Below are 14,158 nucleotides of genomic sequence, written 5' to 3'. Positions count from 1 at the left end.
GGGGGCCGATGAGGGGGGACGCAGGCACCATCGCTTTCATGCTCTTCGTGTTCGTCGCGCCGGGGATGGGCGCGTACGCGCTCGCGAGCTCGCACCTGGCGGGGGTTCCCGCGGCCGGCTCCCGGTGGCGCGCGTGGCTCGTGGGGACGGCCCTGTCGGTCGCGCTCTGGGCAGGGCTGTGGGGCGTCGCCGAGCGCACGAAGCACTGGAGCGAGCGCGACGTCCGGAGCGCAGAGCTGGCGCTCGCGTCCCTCCTCGCCTGTGTCGCCGCGAATGCGCTCGCCGCCGCGCTCCTCTTCGCGTGGCAGCGAGGCGCCGGCCCGGTGAGGCGCGGCGGAGGGTGGACGCGCGACCGGGTGTGGGGAGCGGGCCGGCACGCGCGGCGTCCCGTGTCGTGAGACGGCGCTGGTCGCGTCGCGGGCCGGCCACGCCGGCGCATGAGACCCGGAGTCATCCCTCACCCTCCGTCTGCGCCTCGAGCACGACGTCGGCGACGATCCGCCGCGGCCGGCGCGAGGCACGCACCTCGTCTCATATGCTCGGAGTGATGTTCACCCTGGGCAGGAGTCCCGCTCCCGTGCTAGCGGTCTAGGGGTCCGCGCTGGCGCCGCAGAGGGCCGCGGCGGATCGAGGGGGACCACCCATGAGCGAGCTCGCCGTGCCGGCGCCGGCAGCGTCGGCCGAAGCCTTCCCGGGCGCACCCGCACCGCCGCCCCGGCCGCAGCCCCTGCCGATCCGGTTCACCGGGTCGGGCGGAGAGTACTTCCGGATCTGGATCGTCAACCTGCTCCTCGTCCTCTTGACGCTCGGGATCTGGTCCGCGTGGGCGAAGGTCCGCAAGACGCGCTACTTCTGGAGCAACACGCAGCTCGCCGGCGCGGCCTTCCAGTACCACGGGAGCCCCGGCGCGATCCTGCGCGGCCGGCTCCTCGCCGGCGCCTTCTTCGTCGCGTACTCGGTCGCCGGGCGCATCTCGGTCACCGCGGGCCTGGTGGCCGGCGCGGTGCTCATGCTGCTCGCCCCCTGGTTCTTCTACAAGTCCATGCGCTTCAAGCTCGCGAACACGAGCTGGCGGGGGCTGCGGTTCGGGTTCGACTCCACCGTGGGGCAGGCGTACGCGGTCCTCGCGCCGGCCGTGGTGCTCGGCGTCCTCTTCCTCGGCTCGCTCGCGACCATGCAGCGGATCGCTCCGGGCGAGAAGCCGAACTTCGTGCCGGTCCTCCTCGCGGAGCTCGCGCTCTTCACTCTCTGGCCCTGGCTGCACGCGCGCGTGAAGGCGTACCAGCACGGGCGCGCGCGCTACGGGAACCTCGCGTTCGAGCTCGAGCCATCCACCGGCGCGTTCTACGGCGTCTACGGCAAGACCTTCCTCTTCGCGCTGCCCCTCTTCGTGCTGTTCGGGATCGCCATCGCCGGCGTGTTCGCGGCCACGGGCCGGGTCGAGGACCCGGGGGCCGTGAAGCGCGCGCTCGTCCCGATCGTGGTCGTCACCTACGCCATGCTCCTCGTGGCGTACGCCTTCGCCGGCGCGTTCTTCACCGCGCGCTTGCAGCGGCTCGTCTGGACCCGCACCCACGGCGGCCCGTTGCGCTTCTCGACGAGCGTCACGGCGCGCGGCTTCATGCGCGTCTGGCTCGTGAACGGTGTCCTGACGCTCCTCACGGTCGGGATGTACTGGCCGTGGGCGGCGGTGGCGATCGCGCGCTACCGGCTCGAGTGCATGACGGTCGAGGCGAGCGCGCCCGTGGAGGCCATCGCGGCGGGGAGCCTTCCGGCGGAGGGCTCCGCGACGGGCGAGGGCGCGGTCGATCTCTTCGGGTGGGACCTCGGCCTGTGAGCGAACCCGTCCTCGAAGGCCTCCTCTTCGACGGGCGAAGCGCCGCCTCGACGCCGGTCCGGCTCTCGATCGCCGGAGGCGTCCTCACGGTCAGGACGCCCGACGGCGTGCTCCTCCTCGAGCACGGCCTCTCCCGGCTCACCGTGTCCGAGGCGTTCGCCACGGCGCCGCGGCAGCTCGGGCTGCCCGGCGGCGCGGTGGTCGAGGTCGCGGACGGCTCGGCCCTCACCGCCGCGCTCGCTGCGGCGGGCCGGCGCCCCGGGCTCGTGGCCCGGCTCGAGGCGCGCTGGCCTGCCGCGCTCGCAGCCGTCGTCGCGGGCGTCGGCGTCCTCGTCTCGGCGTACGTCTACGGGCTCCCCGCCGCGGCCCGCTGGGTCGCCGGGAGGCTGCCGCCGAGCGCCGAGCGGCGGCTCGGGGACGGCGTCCTCGAGGTCCTCGACCGAAACCTCCTCCGCCCCACGACGCTCTCGGAGGAGGAGCAGCGCGCCGCGCAGGCCCGGGTCGACGATGCGGCGCGGTTCGGAGCGCCCGCGGTGAGCTATCGGCTCCTCTTCCGCGCCGCCGGGTTCGGGCCGAGCACGAACGCCTTCGCGCTCCCCGGCGGCACGGTGGTCCTGCTCGACGGCCTCGTGCGCGGCACCGCGAGCGACGATCGCCTCGTCGCGGTCGTCGGGCACGAGCTCGGGCACGTCGCCCGGCGCCACTCGATGCAGGCGTTCCTGAAGAGCGCCGGGGTGGGCGCGGCGGCGAGCCTGCTCTGGGGCGACTTCTCCGGCCAGGCCGCGGCGATCCCGGCCGCGCTCGCGATGTTCGACTACTCGCGGGACGCCGAGCGCGAGGCGGACGAGGACGGGGTCCGCTTCCTGCGGGCCGCCGGGCGCTCCGCCCTGCCGATGGTGGACGCGCTCTGCCTGCTCCAGAGCGTCGAGCTCGAGGCCGGGATGGGCGAGCTGCCAGGGCTCCTCTCCACGCATCCGAAGCTCGCGGAGCGGATCGCGCACGTGCGCGACCTCGGCGGCGTCGACCCGTCCTACCGCTGCCCGGACCCGCCGCCGCGGGCGTGCACGACCTGCGATTCCGACGAGGACGAGGACGGCGAGGACGGGTTCGGCGAGGACGAGGAAGGCGAGGACGGGACGGCGACGTGCGAGCCGGAGGGAGCGCCACGTCCGGGCAGCGACTAGACCGGAGCCCGGTGCGGCGAGAAATCCGGGACGCAGGTCGCCGCGTCCGCGCCGCCGCGAGCGACGCGGTCCGCGCGGGAGACCTGAGGGAGACGGGGAGGCGCCCAGGAGAAGTGCAGCAGAGGCGGGTAAGTTACCGAGTGACCCCACGGGGATTCGAACCCCGGTTGCGGCCTTGAAAGGGCCGAGGATCCTGGGCTCTCCCGATGCGGGTCATCGTCTCCGCGCCCGCAGGGCGCTACGAGGCCCGGGATTCGGCCGAGCGGGAGAGACGAGTTGACCCCACGGGGATTCGAACCCCGGTTGCGGCCTTGAAAGGGCCGAGGATCCTGGGCTCTCCCGATGCGGGTCATCGTCTCCGCGCCCGCAGGGCGCTACGAGGCCCGGGATTCGGCCGAGCGGGAGAGACGAGTTGACCCCACGGGGATTCGAACCCCGGTTGCGGCCTTGAAAGGGCCGAGGATCCTGGGCTCTCCCGATGCGGGTCATCGTCTCCGCGCCCGCAGGGCGCTACGAGGCCCGGGATTCGGCCGAGCGGGAGAGACGAGTTGACCCCACGGGGATTCGAACCCCTAACCCGGCTTCTCACTAACTAGGCGACAGCCCACAGCTTTCCGCCAATTCACCAGAGAAGACGGAAGGTTCGGGCTCCCGAGGGGTTGGTCCCGGTAGGTCACGACTGGTCAGGTTTCGTCGTTAGCCGTGGCACAAATCGGGCACAACTCTCCGCACGGAAGGTCGACACGGGGCGGTCAGGGCGGCGTGCTCGCATGGCCCCAATGGTCCCGTAAGAAGAGCCTCAAGGGCCGCGCGAACACGCCGCCAAACCCCTCCGATGAGGCGGCCCAGTTCAGCGCGACGGCCAGATGTACGGGCACGTTCGCCCATCCTCAGGCGCGTCACCAGCGCGCACTCCCGAAGGGCAGGCGTTGTGAGGCTTCCACTCACTGTTAGTCGCACAATCTTTTGCCGGGAACGAGAACGCCAGCAGGGTGGAGAGGAACATGTCCGGACGGGGCCTATGCGTCGCCGCGTGCGCAGCGTGGCTGGTTTCCTGTGGCGCGCAGCCGAAGACAGCGGGAACGCCAGCAGTGGTCTCGCCCGGGGATCCTGAGATACCGCCCGAACTGCCCCTGACTCCGCCACCTGCGGCGTCCGCATGCGACGGCCTCGTCCCGACCCCGGGACCGTTCTTCTCGGCGACCGGACCCGGCACGTACTCCGAGAACTGCCTGGGAACGGCCGACGGCACGGGAACGTACGTCGCGCTCGGGCACGGGTATCCGCGATGGTGGATGTTCGACATCGTCCCGATCGCAGGGGGCGAGCCAGTGGGCAGCACCTTCGTGCCGTATCCTATCGAGCCGTACCTCGCCCCGATGGAGAGCGGGTTCCAGATGACGATGAACCACGAGTTCCGCGTCGTGGACGAACTGGGGAACGAGATCGTGCGTGAAGAGGCTCCCTCGAGCACTGTCCGCGTGAACGCGCGCGGTGGCTCGGTCGTGTTCTTCGTTCCCCCCGGCGTGCCTAGGGCACCCGAGGTGCAATGGCGGACAGCGACCGGCGCGGTGACTGCGTCCGCGACGGTCGCCGGGCTCTACGCGGTCGTCGGCGTCGGCCGCTCGGGCAACGCGCTCGTCGCGGTGAGCGAGGCGGGCTCGGCGCCAACCACGACGCTACGCTGGCTCGGTCCCTCGGGCCCCGTCTCCGACCCGTTCCCAAGCCCGGGCGTGGAGTGGCCGAATGTACCCGAAGGGATGCGCCTCGCGGACGGCTCGGTCGCGCTGTGGGGTCGCGGTGAGGCGGTGAGCGTCGTCCGCGATGGCGAGACGCGTCTGTCGCCCGCCCCCAGCTGGCTCAGCGGTCGCCGCTACTGGTCCATCGTCCTCGTCCGCGGCGGCACCGCGCACGCGCTCCTCCCGGCGGTGGTCCAGGACAGCCCTTTGGTGCAGATCGAGATCGTCGCCGCGAACGGCGAGTCCTGCGGGACGGTCGTGCTCCCGTCCGTCGCCCACACCCGGGACGTGAACATCGGTCGCGATGGGACCGTGATCGTCGGGGGCATGGGCGCTTCCTACGACCCGCGCGTTGCCGACGAGTGCGAGTGGCGGTGGTGGCCAGGCCTGTTCAGGTGAAAGATTCACTGAGGGAGGGCCGGTGAGGTACCCACCGGCCCCCCCGTGCCGACTACGACAGCGGCTGCGCGTACTTGCGGAACGCGATCACGGCTGCACCAGCTACAGCCTCGCTGGCGGTCATGCCGCGCTCCATGCACCACCGGGCCTGCTTAGCCACCCAGCGGATCCTGGGGTCGTACTTGGGGACGCCCTCAGCTTTCGCGAGCCGGTTCAGCTGCTGCTCCAGGTTGTCGTTGGGCCCGTCGGGACAGACGTGCCCCGGGCGCTTCCAGTCAAGCGTCATGCACACCTCAGTTGTGGAGGGAGCCCGTGCTTGACATCACCTCGGTGGAAGGTGTCTCCTCCGAGTTGCTCAGTGTGACAAGCAGGGCTTCCCTGTTTGTTTCGCTACTCGGGGCCCGCCTGGCAGCGGGCCCTTTTCACGTCCAGCGACTACACACCATCCTGCCGAACAGATGGCGACCGTCAAGCGGCAACTAGTTTTCGTCCACCGCTGATGCCGCCGGATTTGCAGCGGAGACAGCCTACCAGCGACGTCCGACGGGATCACCGTGGATGGGCGGTGGAAAACCTCGTGAATCGTGGGGTATTCCGCTGTGGACAGCCGGTGGATCTCGCGTGGATGGGACGTGTTCCTTACCGACATCCTGCCTACGTCCCGGCGACTGTCGCGACGGCGCGCAACACCGCGCCACCACGTGAATCGCGCGTATCCACAGGAGGATCACGCGCGCTCGCGTGGTGAAGTAGCCGGTGCGGACGTTGAGAGCGACGCGGTCTTGCCACCGATCGGCAGGAACATGCACGGTGTCGGCGTCATGTTCGTGCGCCGTCGGAACGCCGGTGATGAGCGAGAGGAAGTCGATCATCACCGGAGCCGGTCGGAGTCCATGGGGTGGGGCATCTCATCTCATCGGCCTCTTTGCCCGTGCGCGATACACTGGCGGTCGCTTCACCGTCTGGGGGGACCGACCGATAAAGAGGGGGATGCTTTTAGCAGTGCTGATGGCAGCTGTGCCGTTCGCTGGACGAGGACAAGTAGACAACGAGGAACGTCAGGAGAACCTCTGCAAGTACCTGTTCTCTGGCTGCCTCGGAAATGTTGAGGAGGAGGAGCGCGTCGTCACGAAGTACCCGGCTTGTCGGAAGTACCGGGCCGCGAGCGTGTCCAGCGAGTCTTCTGATGCGCCCGCAACGAGTGGGCTGCAAACCGAGTCCGCTCGGAACGCGCGGGCGTGGCTCAAGGCCGAACTGACGATCCGCTTCATCAGCGCAATGAAGAATGGGTCCTCGCATCCCGCCACGGCGAAGGCCGCCGCACTGGTCAAGCCAGCCTTCGATGCGTTCGCGGATGCGTGTGGAGCGACCGACGAGTGCAAGGCTTCGGCTTCTGCCGCCATCAGCGAAGCGAGCGAAGCCGCGAAGTCCATCATGTCTCTCTGAGCCCGGCGATGAAGGCTGTCGAGGTCAGCGGGCCGAGTGGCGAGCATCTCGTCGTGGAGGTGCGGAAAGCGTGACGCCAGCGCTGGGCGGTCCGCTGCCGCTCGTCTCGCCTTCGAGCGCTACGCCGCTGCGGCGGCCCGCTTCAATGCCAGGGTGACCGTCGAACGCGGGACGTGGACGCGGACCGCGATGGCGCGGTGCGAGAGCCCCTGCGCTTGGAGCGCGACGATCTTCGCTACGTCCCCGGAGGTCAGCCGGGATGGGCGCCCCCACGGCTTGCCCTCGGCTTCCAAGCGCTCGCGGGCAGCCGCGATCCGGTCGTTGATGGCTGCCCTCTCCAGCTTGGCGGCGAGCGAGAACGCGAACAGCAGGACGCTCGTGACGACATCGTCCTTCCCCGGCTTGAGGTGCAGCCCGTCGGCGACCGTGACCAGCTCTACTCCGTTCTGGTGGCACTCCTCCGCGAACTTGAACGCGTCGGCAGGGCCCGTGCGCAGGAAGCGGTCGAAGCGGAAGCCGTACACCTTGCGGACGCAGCCCGCGCGGATGTCGGCGCGGAGCCGCTCCAGCTCGGGGCGCTGGGAGGTCTTCGCGCTCCGCTTCTCGCTGTACCACTCCACGATGGTGTCGCCTCGGCGCGCCGCTTCCTGCTCGATGGCGTGGCGCTGCATCGCGAGGTTCTGAGCCTTGCTGCTCACCCTGATGTACGCGGTCGCGTTCATGCCGAGGAGCGTACGCCGTGCCCATGGGCTTGGTCAACAAGTACACTTCCTGACCAGACCCTGGTGCGCCGCGCTGGGCGTGCAGATCCGACCCTGCTGCTGGCGCCATGTTTGTTGGCCACGGTACCGCCGGTCATCGCGCGCTCTCGTCCGCGCTCGACGGTCATGGGCGGGTCCGACAAGCACGGCGAGGTGGTCGCCTCCAGCCGAGGGAAGTCGTGGCGCCGTCTCCCTGGCTGGATCAGTCGGGCTTGCTGGAAACACCGTATTTCGCCGCGTACCGCTTGCCCTGCGCGGCGAGCGCCTTGCGCCCGTGGGCGAGCGCCTTATCAAGGTCGACCTCGGGAAACTTGGTCTCGCGCCCGTTGCCGCCGTACGTATCGCCGTTTCGCAGCACACGGGTGTAGACGACCCACTCACCGCGGTCCCTCATGACGCGGACGCGGCCAGTCACCGTGCGCCCCCGCTCGTCCACGTAGGACCACGTGCCCCTCAGCATGAACGCCTCGCCCGAGCTGTATCCGGGCCGCTTGGGCTGGTAGGTCCACCCGGCCGCCAGGGCCGCCGCCACCGCCTCCGCTGACAGCGTGTTAGGCATGACACCCGTTCCTCCCTCGTACGGTCGCGCCTGCAACGCGGGACCGGCGAGACCGTCAGAGCCAATCGCGCTGCGTGCTCCCCTCAATCTCTACGGGTGAGGGGGGGCGAGCAACGTCACATCTGTCGCGCTTCTTCCAGCGGTCCTGCGACGCGGCGCACAGTCCGCAGATGCCCCCCCCCGCCCCCGGGCTTTTGTCGCAGGGGCCCACCTCGGCAGGATGTCCGCGAGCCCGTCGCCGGGTATCCGGGGGCCGAGCGACACCCCCGCGCGACCGAGCGTGCACTCTCGAGGGCCGCGCAGCGCCGGTGCCCGAGTCTTAGCTTCATCGAGCAGGCGGACGGGGGGAGCGATGATCGTGCGACGCGTGATCTGGGTCGTCTCGTTGCTGCTGGCGTGCGGAGGTGGGACCGCTTCGACGACGCCTCCCGTCGGGGACCCAACCCAAGCTCCATCGCCCCCGTCGTCCGAGACGTCCTCCGGGCGACCCACCGATCCCGACGCGACCGAGGTGACGCTCGCGTCACGCGCGGGGTCCGCGCTCGCCCTGACCTCCACCGAGGTCTTCTACGCGACGGTCGATCAGCCGGAACTGCCTGCGTCGACGCGGGCTGAATATCCGATCCTCGCAGTGTCGAAGGCGGGTGGGCCTCCGCGGCACGTCTCCGTCGGCGCCGAGTACCCGGTCGCGCTGGCCGCGAACGAACAGTTCGTCTACTGGGCGACGAGCGCCTCCAGCGGACCCGTCGCGAAGCTCTACCGCGCGCCGGCATCCGGCGGCGCTGCGGAGGTCGTCTTCTCCGGGCTGTTCCTGTCGGATCTCGCCGTCGACGACCGGAACATCTACTTCGCGAGCTTCCCCGGTAGCGGCGCAGGGACGGGCGCGGTCTACGCGCTCCCGCACACGAGCCGGTCTCCGCTCGTGCTACACGACGGGCTCACGATGTGGGGATGGCGAACAGGGTTCACCATCGACGATGAGTTCGTCTACTTCGTCGACGATCCTCCGCCGGCGAACCTCGACGGGACCGGCGACCGCGCCTTCATCCTGCGCGTTCCGAAGAGCGGCGGCGCTGCCGAGGTCGTGGTCGATTGCGCGAGCGACCGTGCTTGCGGGTGGTTCGCGATCCGTGCGGATTGGGAGCGCCTCTACTTCCTCGATGCCGCCTCCGACGTGTGGGCGCAGCGAAAGACGGACGGCGAGCGAACGAAGATCACCACGCTCGGGAAGTACACCGACTTCGACGTGAACGGGTCCTCCGTGTACGCGACAATCGACTGGTGGAATGCGCGCTGGAACCCCGACCCGAGGCCGCGCCCCGGCCTGACGCGCTCCGATGGAACGGGCGAGGTCTACCTCGACTCCTCGGTGATGATCGGATGGACGAGTCCTCGCGTCGACGACCGGTACGTGTACTACGTACGGTCCGACCAGCTCGTGCGGCACCTACGATGACCGGCAGTTGCGGCGCGCGCCAGACGCGCTCCCGACGGCACGTGCCCCGGGGCTCGACGACCGATGGCGGAGTTCCTCGGCGCGGCAAGCCCATCAGCGCGGGGCGCCATCTCGCCTGCGACGCCGGGCTCCGGCCGCGACTGGTGACCGGCGACGTGGAGTGCTGACGGGACTGTCGGAGGGTTGGCCGTCAGCACACAAGCTTACGGAATGTGACACATCAAGCACCTCGGGAGGCAGGCGAAGCATCTCCTGGCAGGCTGGAAAACGTTGTTGGCCTGCTTCTCGGTCGGGGCTGCGGTGAAGACGTTGGCGCCGCTTAGCCGTGGCAGCGGACGACCTTGTTCTTCACCACCTTCACGCGGGCGCGATTCCCGATGACCTGATCGCCATCCTTGATCGCGTCGATGTGGCGGATGTTGAGGCGCTGCGTGCGTAGAACTTGAAGGCGTGGCCGAGGGCAGGGTGGGCGAGATCCTGTCGCTGCCGCTCCACCGCTGAAATCGCAGCGTCTCCCCCGATCCAACTCAGAAGCCTCTGCCATCGCCCGCTCGTGAGGCTTCAGGCCGATCGCCTAGAGGATCGCCGCGCCTTCCGTCCTGGCGTTCTTCATCGCCGTGGCCTCGCCTTGGGTTCGGAAGGTGTCGCTGGCTCGCAGGAGAACCCCAGGCTGATCCTGGGTCGGAATGCCAGTGCACCAGCGGCCAAAGAACCAATATTACGCAGAGCCGCCGCGCCAGCACGGCACCGGATTGATTGGACAGGCGTATACGCTATGGCATGCGGATGGCCTGAGTCCCAGCGGGTTCAGCTCGATGGGTCTTGTGTCTCTCCGGACGGAAGCATATACATGTGGGTCCGTATCGGGGCGGTGACAAACAATCCGCGCAATCAAGGGAGCGAGGCCCGTGGGCATCACGATCACGAAGCTGAAGCCGTCGAAGGTGGACCTGAAGGAGGTGGACATCCCTTCCCTGGTGAAGGAGGCGCAGGCGATGGGTAGGACGGACCTGACCTACAAGGTCATCCGGTCCCGGCTGGTCCGTGGGTGGAGCATGGAAGAGACGCTGAAGCGGACGGCGCCGCCGAGGAAGCGGCAGAGCCCGCGCAAGAAGGGCGCCGCTTGCGCGAAGAGCAAGCTGAGCGAGGTCCACGTCATCGACATGCTGCGCCAGTTGCGCTCGGGCCGGCCGATCAGCGAGGTCGCGAAGAAGTTCGGTGTGGCTCCCGGGACGGTCTACGACATCGCCCGGGGCAAGACCTGGAAGCCGACGGTCGCGAAGAACGGCGGGCCCATCGTCACCCGGAACACACCGCAGCTGGCTGCAGCCGAGACCGCGTCGGAGGAGGCATAGCGATGGCCAAGTTCCCCTACCCCAGGAAGAAGCAGGCCGAGTTCCTGAAGCTGACCCCCGAAGCCTTGGCCATGTCCGTGGACGACGTCCGCCGGCTCGCGGGTGACGAGGCAGCGCGAGTGTTCGAGTCGCTGAAGAAGGCGCAGCTGGAGGGCTACGAGGGTGTGGCCCTGGTCGATGACGAGAAGGCGGGGCAGTAGCGATGGACACGACGACGGAAGTGAAGGCTCAGAAGTGCAAGGACTGCGGTACGGCCATCGTTTGTGGTCGGCGGTGCCAGCCGTGCCAGGAGAAGGAGAACGACAAGGCGCGGAAACGTCGGGCCGCAGCTGGTCTGCAGAAGGCGCACAAGCGGGCCCACAAGAACAACACGCGGGCCGCACAAGCTGGGCTGGCGGGCACCTACACCGCAGAGCAGATGAGGACCAAGGCAGCGCTGTTCGGGAACAAGTGCCTCTACTGCGGGGGCAAGTACGAGGAAGACGATCATTTCATCCCGCTGGAGCGCGGAGGCGGCAGCGACATCGACAACATGGTCCCCTCATGCAGCAGGTGTAACAACGACAAGGGAGACCAGGACCCCTTCGAGTGGATGATGACGTTCACCGACGGTAGAGCCCGCAAGGTCATGTTCAGGTGCGTAGGGGTAAAGGGGATCAGCTCTTCCCCTGCGCGGCCCTACGCGGCCAACACTGCGGTCACATTGGGGAATCCGCACCCCCACGCGGATCGTAGAGTAGCCAATAGCTACTCTACCCCCTCCCTTGTCCAACCCATCCGCAAGGCCACCTGGGAGCAACAGGAGGAGTGGTACTCCAGCCAGCAGTACGAGGACCGCGAGTGCGAGGAGTACTTCCAGGAACACAAGTGGATGTACGAGGACGAGACCGCTGATGAGACCGAGGCAGCGTAGCTGACAACCCTAGCGCCGATCTCATGGAGGAGTGGCGATGCGAGTGAGCCGTGGCCGAACCGATGTTGCTTCCGCTGAAGGAAGCCGCCGTCGTCTTGGGGATGACGGAGAACGCCCTGCGCTGTCGGATCAAGCGAGGCCAGTTCGACGTCGTCCGGGTGGGGAGGAGCGTGTACCTCCGCCGGAAGGACGTGCTAGGGGTCGTCGCCTGTGGGCTGTCGCCTTCGGAGGTTTCCGGTGGCGCAAGCTAAGGACGGCATCATCGTCAAGCCGAACACGCGCAGTAAGCGGGGCGGCTGGATCTGTGAAATCCGAATCAGGTTGGCATCCGGACAGATCGTCCGGGAGCGAGTCGTCGCCCAGGTGGCGAACAAGACAGAGGCTCGGCTCTGGGCAGCGAAGAGGCGTGACCAGATCCTGGCCCAGGGCGGGACCGAAGCTCCGGTGAAGAAGGAGGTACTGACGCTGGCTGAGTTCTGGCCCAAGTTCATCGAGGGCCACGCTCAGGCGAACCAGCAGAAGCCCTCAACCATCGCGACGCACGAACGCATCTGGAAAAAGCACCTTTCGTCGCTTGGCGACCGCCGCCTGGACGAGGTGGATGACGCCCAGGTGCAGCTGCTGAAGGGGCGGCTCTCGGCGCAGAAGCTGAAGCCGAAGAGCGTCAACAACGTCGTCACCGTCCTCTCCAAGATGCTGAAGGTCGGGGTGGAGTGGCGGGTGATCGAGGCGATGCCGTGCCGGATACGGCTCCTCAAGTCCGCCAAGCCGGTAGTCGAGTTCTACGAGGACGAGGAGCTCGAGCGGCTCGTCTCGGCAGCCGGAAAGGTCGATCCCCGCACCCACGTTGCCGTCCTCCTGGGCGGTGACGCCGGTCTCCGGCTCGGGGAGATACTCGCCCTGGAGTGGTCGGATCTCGACTTCACTCGAGGCCTGATGAAGGTCCAGCGGTCGGAGTGCGACGGGGCTGTGACCCTGCCAAAGGGCGGCAAGCCGCGAGTCGTCCCGATGACCGCGAGGCTGAAGGCAGCGCTACACGCCCACCGGCATCTGAAGGGCCCTCGCATCCTCTACGAGGGCATCGAGCCGATCACGAAGTGGCCACTGAAGTGGCTCATCGACGTCGCTGAGCGTCGGGCAGGGCTACGGCAGGGTGGGAGGGTCCACATCCTCCGTCACACGTTCTGCTCGCGGCTGGCTGCGCGGAACGTCCCGATGCTGACCATCAAGGGACTCGCAGGGCATCAGTCGGTGGAGACGACGATGCGCTACCTGCACCTGTCCGCCTCGGCTCCGGTCGAGGGGATCAGGGCCCTGGAGGACCAGGGCACAAATCGGGCACAGAATCAGGCGTCCGAGAAAAACAGCAGCAACTTCAGTTAGAAAGAAAGTGACCCCACGGGGATTCGAACCCCGGTTGCGGCCTTGAAAGGGCCGAGGATCCTGGGCTCTCCCGATGCGGGTCATCGTCTCCGCGCCCGCAGGGCGCTACGAGGCCCGGGATTCGGCCGAGCGGGAGAGACGAGTTGACCCCACGGGGATTCGAACCCCGGTTGCGGCCTTGAAAGGGCCGAGTCCTGGGCCTCTAGACGATGGGGTCGGGCGGTCTAGTACCCGACAAGTAGCCGCGTGTCAAAGGGTCGGCGCAGGGCCTGTGACGAGCGTCAGTGCCGGACGGGCGAGGGATGGGCCGGAACCGCGCGCGGGCGATACACGGTCCCGCGTACGTGATCCCAGAGCGGCACCGTCACGTTGAAGTTCCACCGGTGCATGAGATGCGTGACGTGATGGAGCTGGTGGTGGCGGCGCAGGAACCCGATCGCCCGGCTCCGTCCAACGAGGGAGTGCTCCGGGAGGTGATAGGCGAGGTGGAGCCACTCGTACGAGAGCACGTACAGGACCACGGTGGCGACCCACAGCGCGGCGAGGTTCGGCTGGCCGAGCCACGCGAGCGCGAGGGTGACCGGGGACGTCAGCACGACGATCCCGAAGATCGCGTACGCCGGCAGGAGGACGAGCTTCAGCTCTCGCGGGTTGCGCAGCGCCATGTCGTCCGCGGCGAACACCATGTGGTGCTGCGGCGTGTGACGCGTGTAGAAGACCCCGAGCCAGCGCACGCGCCGGTGCAGCAGGCCGCGGTGCACGTGCCACTCGACGGCGTTGCCGACCGCGAAGAAGAGCGGGAGCACGAGGAGCTCCCAGGCGGCGAGCCCCTCGACCCGCGAGAGCGCGAACGCCGCGAGCGCGAGGCCGCCGACGGTCGGGATCGTCAGGTGGAGCCAGGGCGAGTAGGACGAGGGGATGCGCCCGGTCAGCTCGGCGCGGAGCTCCTCGCGCGACGCGTGCGTCATGAGCGGCGCTGCCTCCCGAGGTCGAGGAGCGGGACGCCGCCCCTCCCTTGGAAGGTAGGAGGCAGCCGCGCCGCCGGCAACGCGACTCGAGCCCTCGGGACGCCGCGATCCCGCGGCGCGTCAGGGGGCGAGGCCGCCGGACGCTGCCGGACGGGGCG

Annotated in this window: 14 protein-coding genes, 5 tRNA genes and 1 pseudogene; 10 read left to right on the top strand and 10 right to left on the bottom strand. The window is 68.7% G+C overall.

The window, feature by feature from the left end:
* Positions 1-8 precede the first annotated feature (8 nt).
* The 3 genes from ANAE109_RS13655 (at position 9) to ANAE109_RS13645 (ending at position 3,021) form a co-directional block, all read left to right on the top strand.
* Positions 9-398: a hypothetical protein gene (locus ANAE109_RS13655; protein ID WP_012097461.1), complete on the top strand. Its 390-nt coding sequence runs from the start codon at positions 9-11 to the stop codon at positions 396-398.
* Positions 399-643: 245 nt separating this feature from the next.
* A complete protein-coding gene (locus tag ANAE109_RS13650) occupies positions 644-1,837 on the top strand; it encodes a YjgN family protein (RefSeq protein ID WP_012097460.1) in 1,194 nt (397 codons plus the stop codon).
* Positions 1,834-3,021: a M48 family metallopeptidase gene (locus tag ANAE109_RS13645; RefSeq protein ID WP_012097459.1), complete on the top strand. Its 1,188-nt coding sequence runs from the start codon at positions 1,834-1,836 to the stop codon at positions 3,019-3,021. Before ANAE109_RS13650 ends, ANAE109_RS13645 begins: the two co-directional genes overlap by 4 nt.
* Positions 3,022-3,162: 141 nt before the next feature.
* On the opposite strand, the gene ANAE109_RS25160 is transcribed toward ANAE109_RS13645, so the two are convergent.
* The 3 genes from ANAE109_RS25160 to ANAE109_RS25150 form a co-directional block, all read right to left on the bottom strand.
* Positions 3,163-3,269, bottom strand: a tRNA-Glu gene (locus tag ANAE109_RS25160).
* A 29-nt stretch (positions 3,270-3,298) separates the two neighbouring features.
* Positions 3,299-3,405, bottom strand: a tRNA-Glu gene (locus ANAE109_RS25155).
* A 29-nt stretch (positions 3,406-3,434) separates the two neighbouring features.
* Positions 3,435-3,541: transfer RNA gene (locus ANAE109_RS25150), tRNA-Glu, on the bottom strand.
* 472 nt (positions 3,542-4,013) lie between these two features.
* On the opposite strand from ANAE109_RS25150, the gene ANAE109_RS13640 reads away from it, so the two are divergent.
* Complete coding sequence (locus ANAE109_RS13640; RefSeq protein WP_143827968.1) at positions 4,014-5,159, top strand: hypothetical protein; 1,146 nt, start codon at positions 4,014-4,016, stop codon at positions 5,157-5,159.
* A 52-nt stretch (positions 5,160-5,211) separates the two neighbouring features.
* On the opposite strand, the gene ANAE109_RS13635 is transcribed toward ANAE109_RS13640, so the two are convergent.
* Entirely contained in the window at positions 5,212-5,445 is a 234-nt protein-coding gene (locus ANAE109_RS13635; RefSeq protein WP_012097457.1) for a hypothetical protein, read from the bottom strand.
* 563 nt (positions 5,446-6,008) lie between these two features.
* Here ANAE109_RS13635 and ANAE109_RS24920 point away from each other — a divergent pair.
* Entirely contained in the window at positions 6,009-6,605 is a 597-nt protein-coding gene (locus ANAE109_RS24920; protein WP_143827967.1) for a hypothetical protein, read from the top strand.
* 119 nt (positions 6,606-6,724) lie between these two features.
* On the opposite strand, the gene ANAE109_RS23490 is transcribed toward ANAE109_RS24920, so the two are convergent.
* Entirely contained in the window at positions 6,725-7,327 is a 603-nt protein-coding gene (locus ANAE109_RS23490; RefSeq protein ID WP_012097455.1) for a recombinase family protein, read from the bottom strand.
* 241 nt (positions 7,328-7,568) lie between these two features.
* Positions 7,569-7,925: a hypothetical protein gene (locus ANAE109_RS13620; RefSeq protein WP_012097454.1), complete on the bottom strand. Its 357-nt coding sequence runs from the start codon at positions 7,923-7,925 to the stop codon at positions 7,569-7,571.
* Between the two features lie 511 nt (positions 7,926-8,436).
* Between ANAE109_RS13620 and ANAE109_RS13615 the strand changes: the two genes are divergently transcribed.
* The gene (locus ANAE109_RS13615; RefSeq protein ID WP_041448342.1) at positions 8,437-9,381 is read left to right on the top strand and encodes a hypothetical protein; all 945 of its coding nucleotides are present in this window, start codon (positions 8,437-8,439) and stop codon (positions 9,379-9,381) included.
* 337 nt (positions 9,382-9,718) lie between these two features.
* On the opposite strand, the pseudogene ANAE109_RS24915 reads toward ANAE109_RS13615, so the two are convergent.
* Positions 9,719-9,837 (bottom strand): annotated as a pseudogene (locus ANAE109_RS24915) (DNA recombination/repair protein RecA); the annotation flags it as partial.
* Positions 9,838-10,289: 452 nt separating this feature from the next.
* Between ANAE109_RS24915 and ANAE109_RS13610 the strand changes: the two are divergent.
* The 4 genes from ANAE109_RS13610 (at position 10,290) to ANAE109_RS13590 (ending at position 13,032) form a co-directional block, all read left to right on the top strand.
* A complete protein-coding gene (locus ANAE109_RS13610; protein ID WP_012097451.1) occupies positions 10,290-10,736 on the top strand; it encodes a hypothetical protein in 447 nt (148 codons plus the stop codon).
* Positions 10,737-10,738: 2 nt separating this feature from the next.
* Positions 10,739-10,936 (top strand): hypothetical protein, encoded by a 198-nt coding sequence (locus ANAE109_RS13605; protein WP_012097450.1) that lies wholly within the window; start codon positions 10,739-10,741, stop codon positions 10,934-10,936.
* Positions 10,937-10,938: 2 nt separating this feature from the next.
* A complete protein-coding gene (locus ANAE109_RS23485) occupies positions 10,939-11,649 on the top strand; it encodes an HNH endonuclease (RefSeq protein ID WP_012097449.1) in 711 nt (236 codons plus the stop codon).
* 363 nt (positions 11,650-12,012) lie between these two features.
* Positions 12,013-13,032, top strand: coding sequence for a site-specific integrase (locus tag ANAE109_RS13590; RefSeq protein ID WP_143827965.1), 1,020 nt, complete (start codon positions 12,013-12,015; stop codon positions 13,030-13,032).
* Positions 13,033-13,040: 8 nt separating this feature from the next.
* Here the strand turns inward: ANAE109_RS13590 and ANAE109_RS25145 are convergent.
* From ANAE109_RS25145 to ANAE109_RS13580, 3 genes are all read right to left on the bottom strand, one after another.
* Positions 13,041-13,147: transfer RNA gene (locus ANAE109_RS25145), tRNA-Glu, on the bottom strand.
* A gap of 29 nt (positions 13,148-13,176) precedes the next feature.
* Positions 13,177-13,249, bottom strand: a tRNA-Glu gene (locus tag ANAE109_RS13585).
* Positions 13,250-13,313: 64 nt separating this feature from the next.
* The gene (locus ANAE109_RS13580) at positions 13,314-14,000 is read right to left on the bottom strand and encodes a hypothetical protein (RefSeq protein WP_012097447.1); all 687 of its coding nucleotides are present in this window, start codon (positions 13,998-14,000) and stop codon (positions 13,314-13,316) included.
* Between the last annotated feature and the right edge of the window lie 158 nt (positions 14,001-14,158).

This window comes from Anaeromyxobacter sp. Fw109-5 (assembly GCF_000017505.1).
In the GTDB taxonomy this organism is placed as follows: domain Bacteria; phylum Myxococcota; class Myxococcia; order Myxococcales; family Anaeromyxobacteraceae; genus Anaeromyxobacter.
Note: the sequence above shows the minus strand (reverse complement) of the source record. Positions and strands in the feature narration are given on the sequence as shown.

What these genes read in the sequence shown, in the direction of transcription:
- ANAE109_RS24920 (WP_143827967.1), top strand. Translation starts at nt 6,009, where the DNA reads ATGAGCGAGAGGAAGTCGATCATCACCGGAGCCGGTCGGAGTCCATGG.
- ANAE109_RS23485 (WP_012097449.1), top strand. Translation starts at nt 10,939, where the DNA reads ATGGACACGACGACGGAAGTGAAGGCTCAGAAGTGCAAGGACTGCGGT.
- ANAE109_RS13650 (WP_012097460.1), top strand. Translation starts at nt 644, where the DNA reads ATGAGCGAGCTCGCCGTGCCGGCGCCGGCAGCGTCGGCCGAAGCCTTC.
- ANAE109_RS13635 (WP_012097457.1), bottom strand. Translation starts at nt 5,445, where the DNA reads ATGACGCTTGACTGGAAGCGCCCGGGGCACGTCTGTCCCGACGGGCCC.
- ANAE109_RS13605 (WP_012097450.1), top strand. Translation starts at nt 10,739, where the DNA reads ATGGCCAAGTTCCCCTACCCCAGGAAGAAGCAGGCCGAGTTCCTGAAG.
- ANAE109_RS13580 (WP_012097447.1), bottom strand. Translation starts at nt 14,000, where the DNA reads ATGACGCACGCGTCGCGCGAGGAGCTCCGCGCCGAGCTGACCGGGCGC.
- ANAE109_RS13655 (WP_012097461.1), top strand. Translation starts at nt 9, where the DNA reads ATGAGGGGGGACGCAGGCACCATCGCTTTCATGCTCTTCGTGTTCGTC.
- ANAE109_RS13620 (WP_012097454.1), bottom strand. Translation starts at nt 7,925, where the DNA reads ATGCCTAACACGCTGTCAGCGGAGGCGGTGGCGGCGGCCCTGGCGGCC.
- ANAE109_RS23490 (WP_012097455.1), bottom strand. Translation starts at nt 7,327, where the DNA reads ATGAACGCGACCGCGTACATCAGGGTGAGCAGCAAGGCTCAGAACCTC.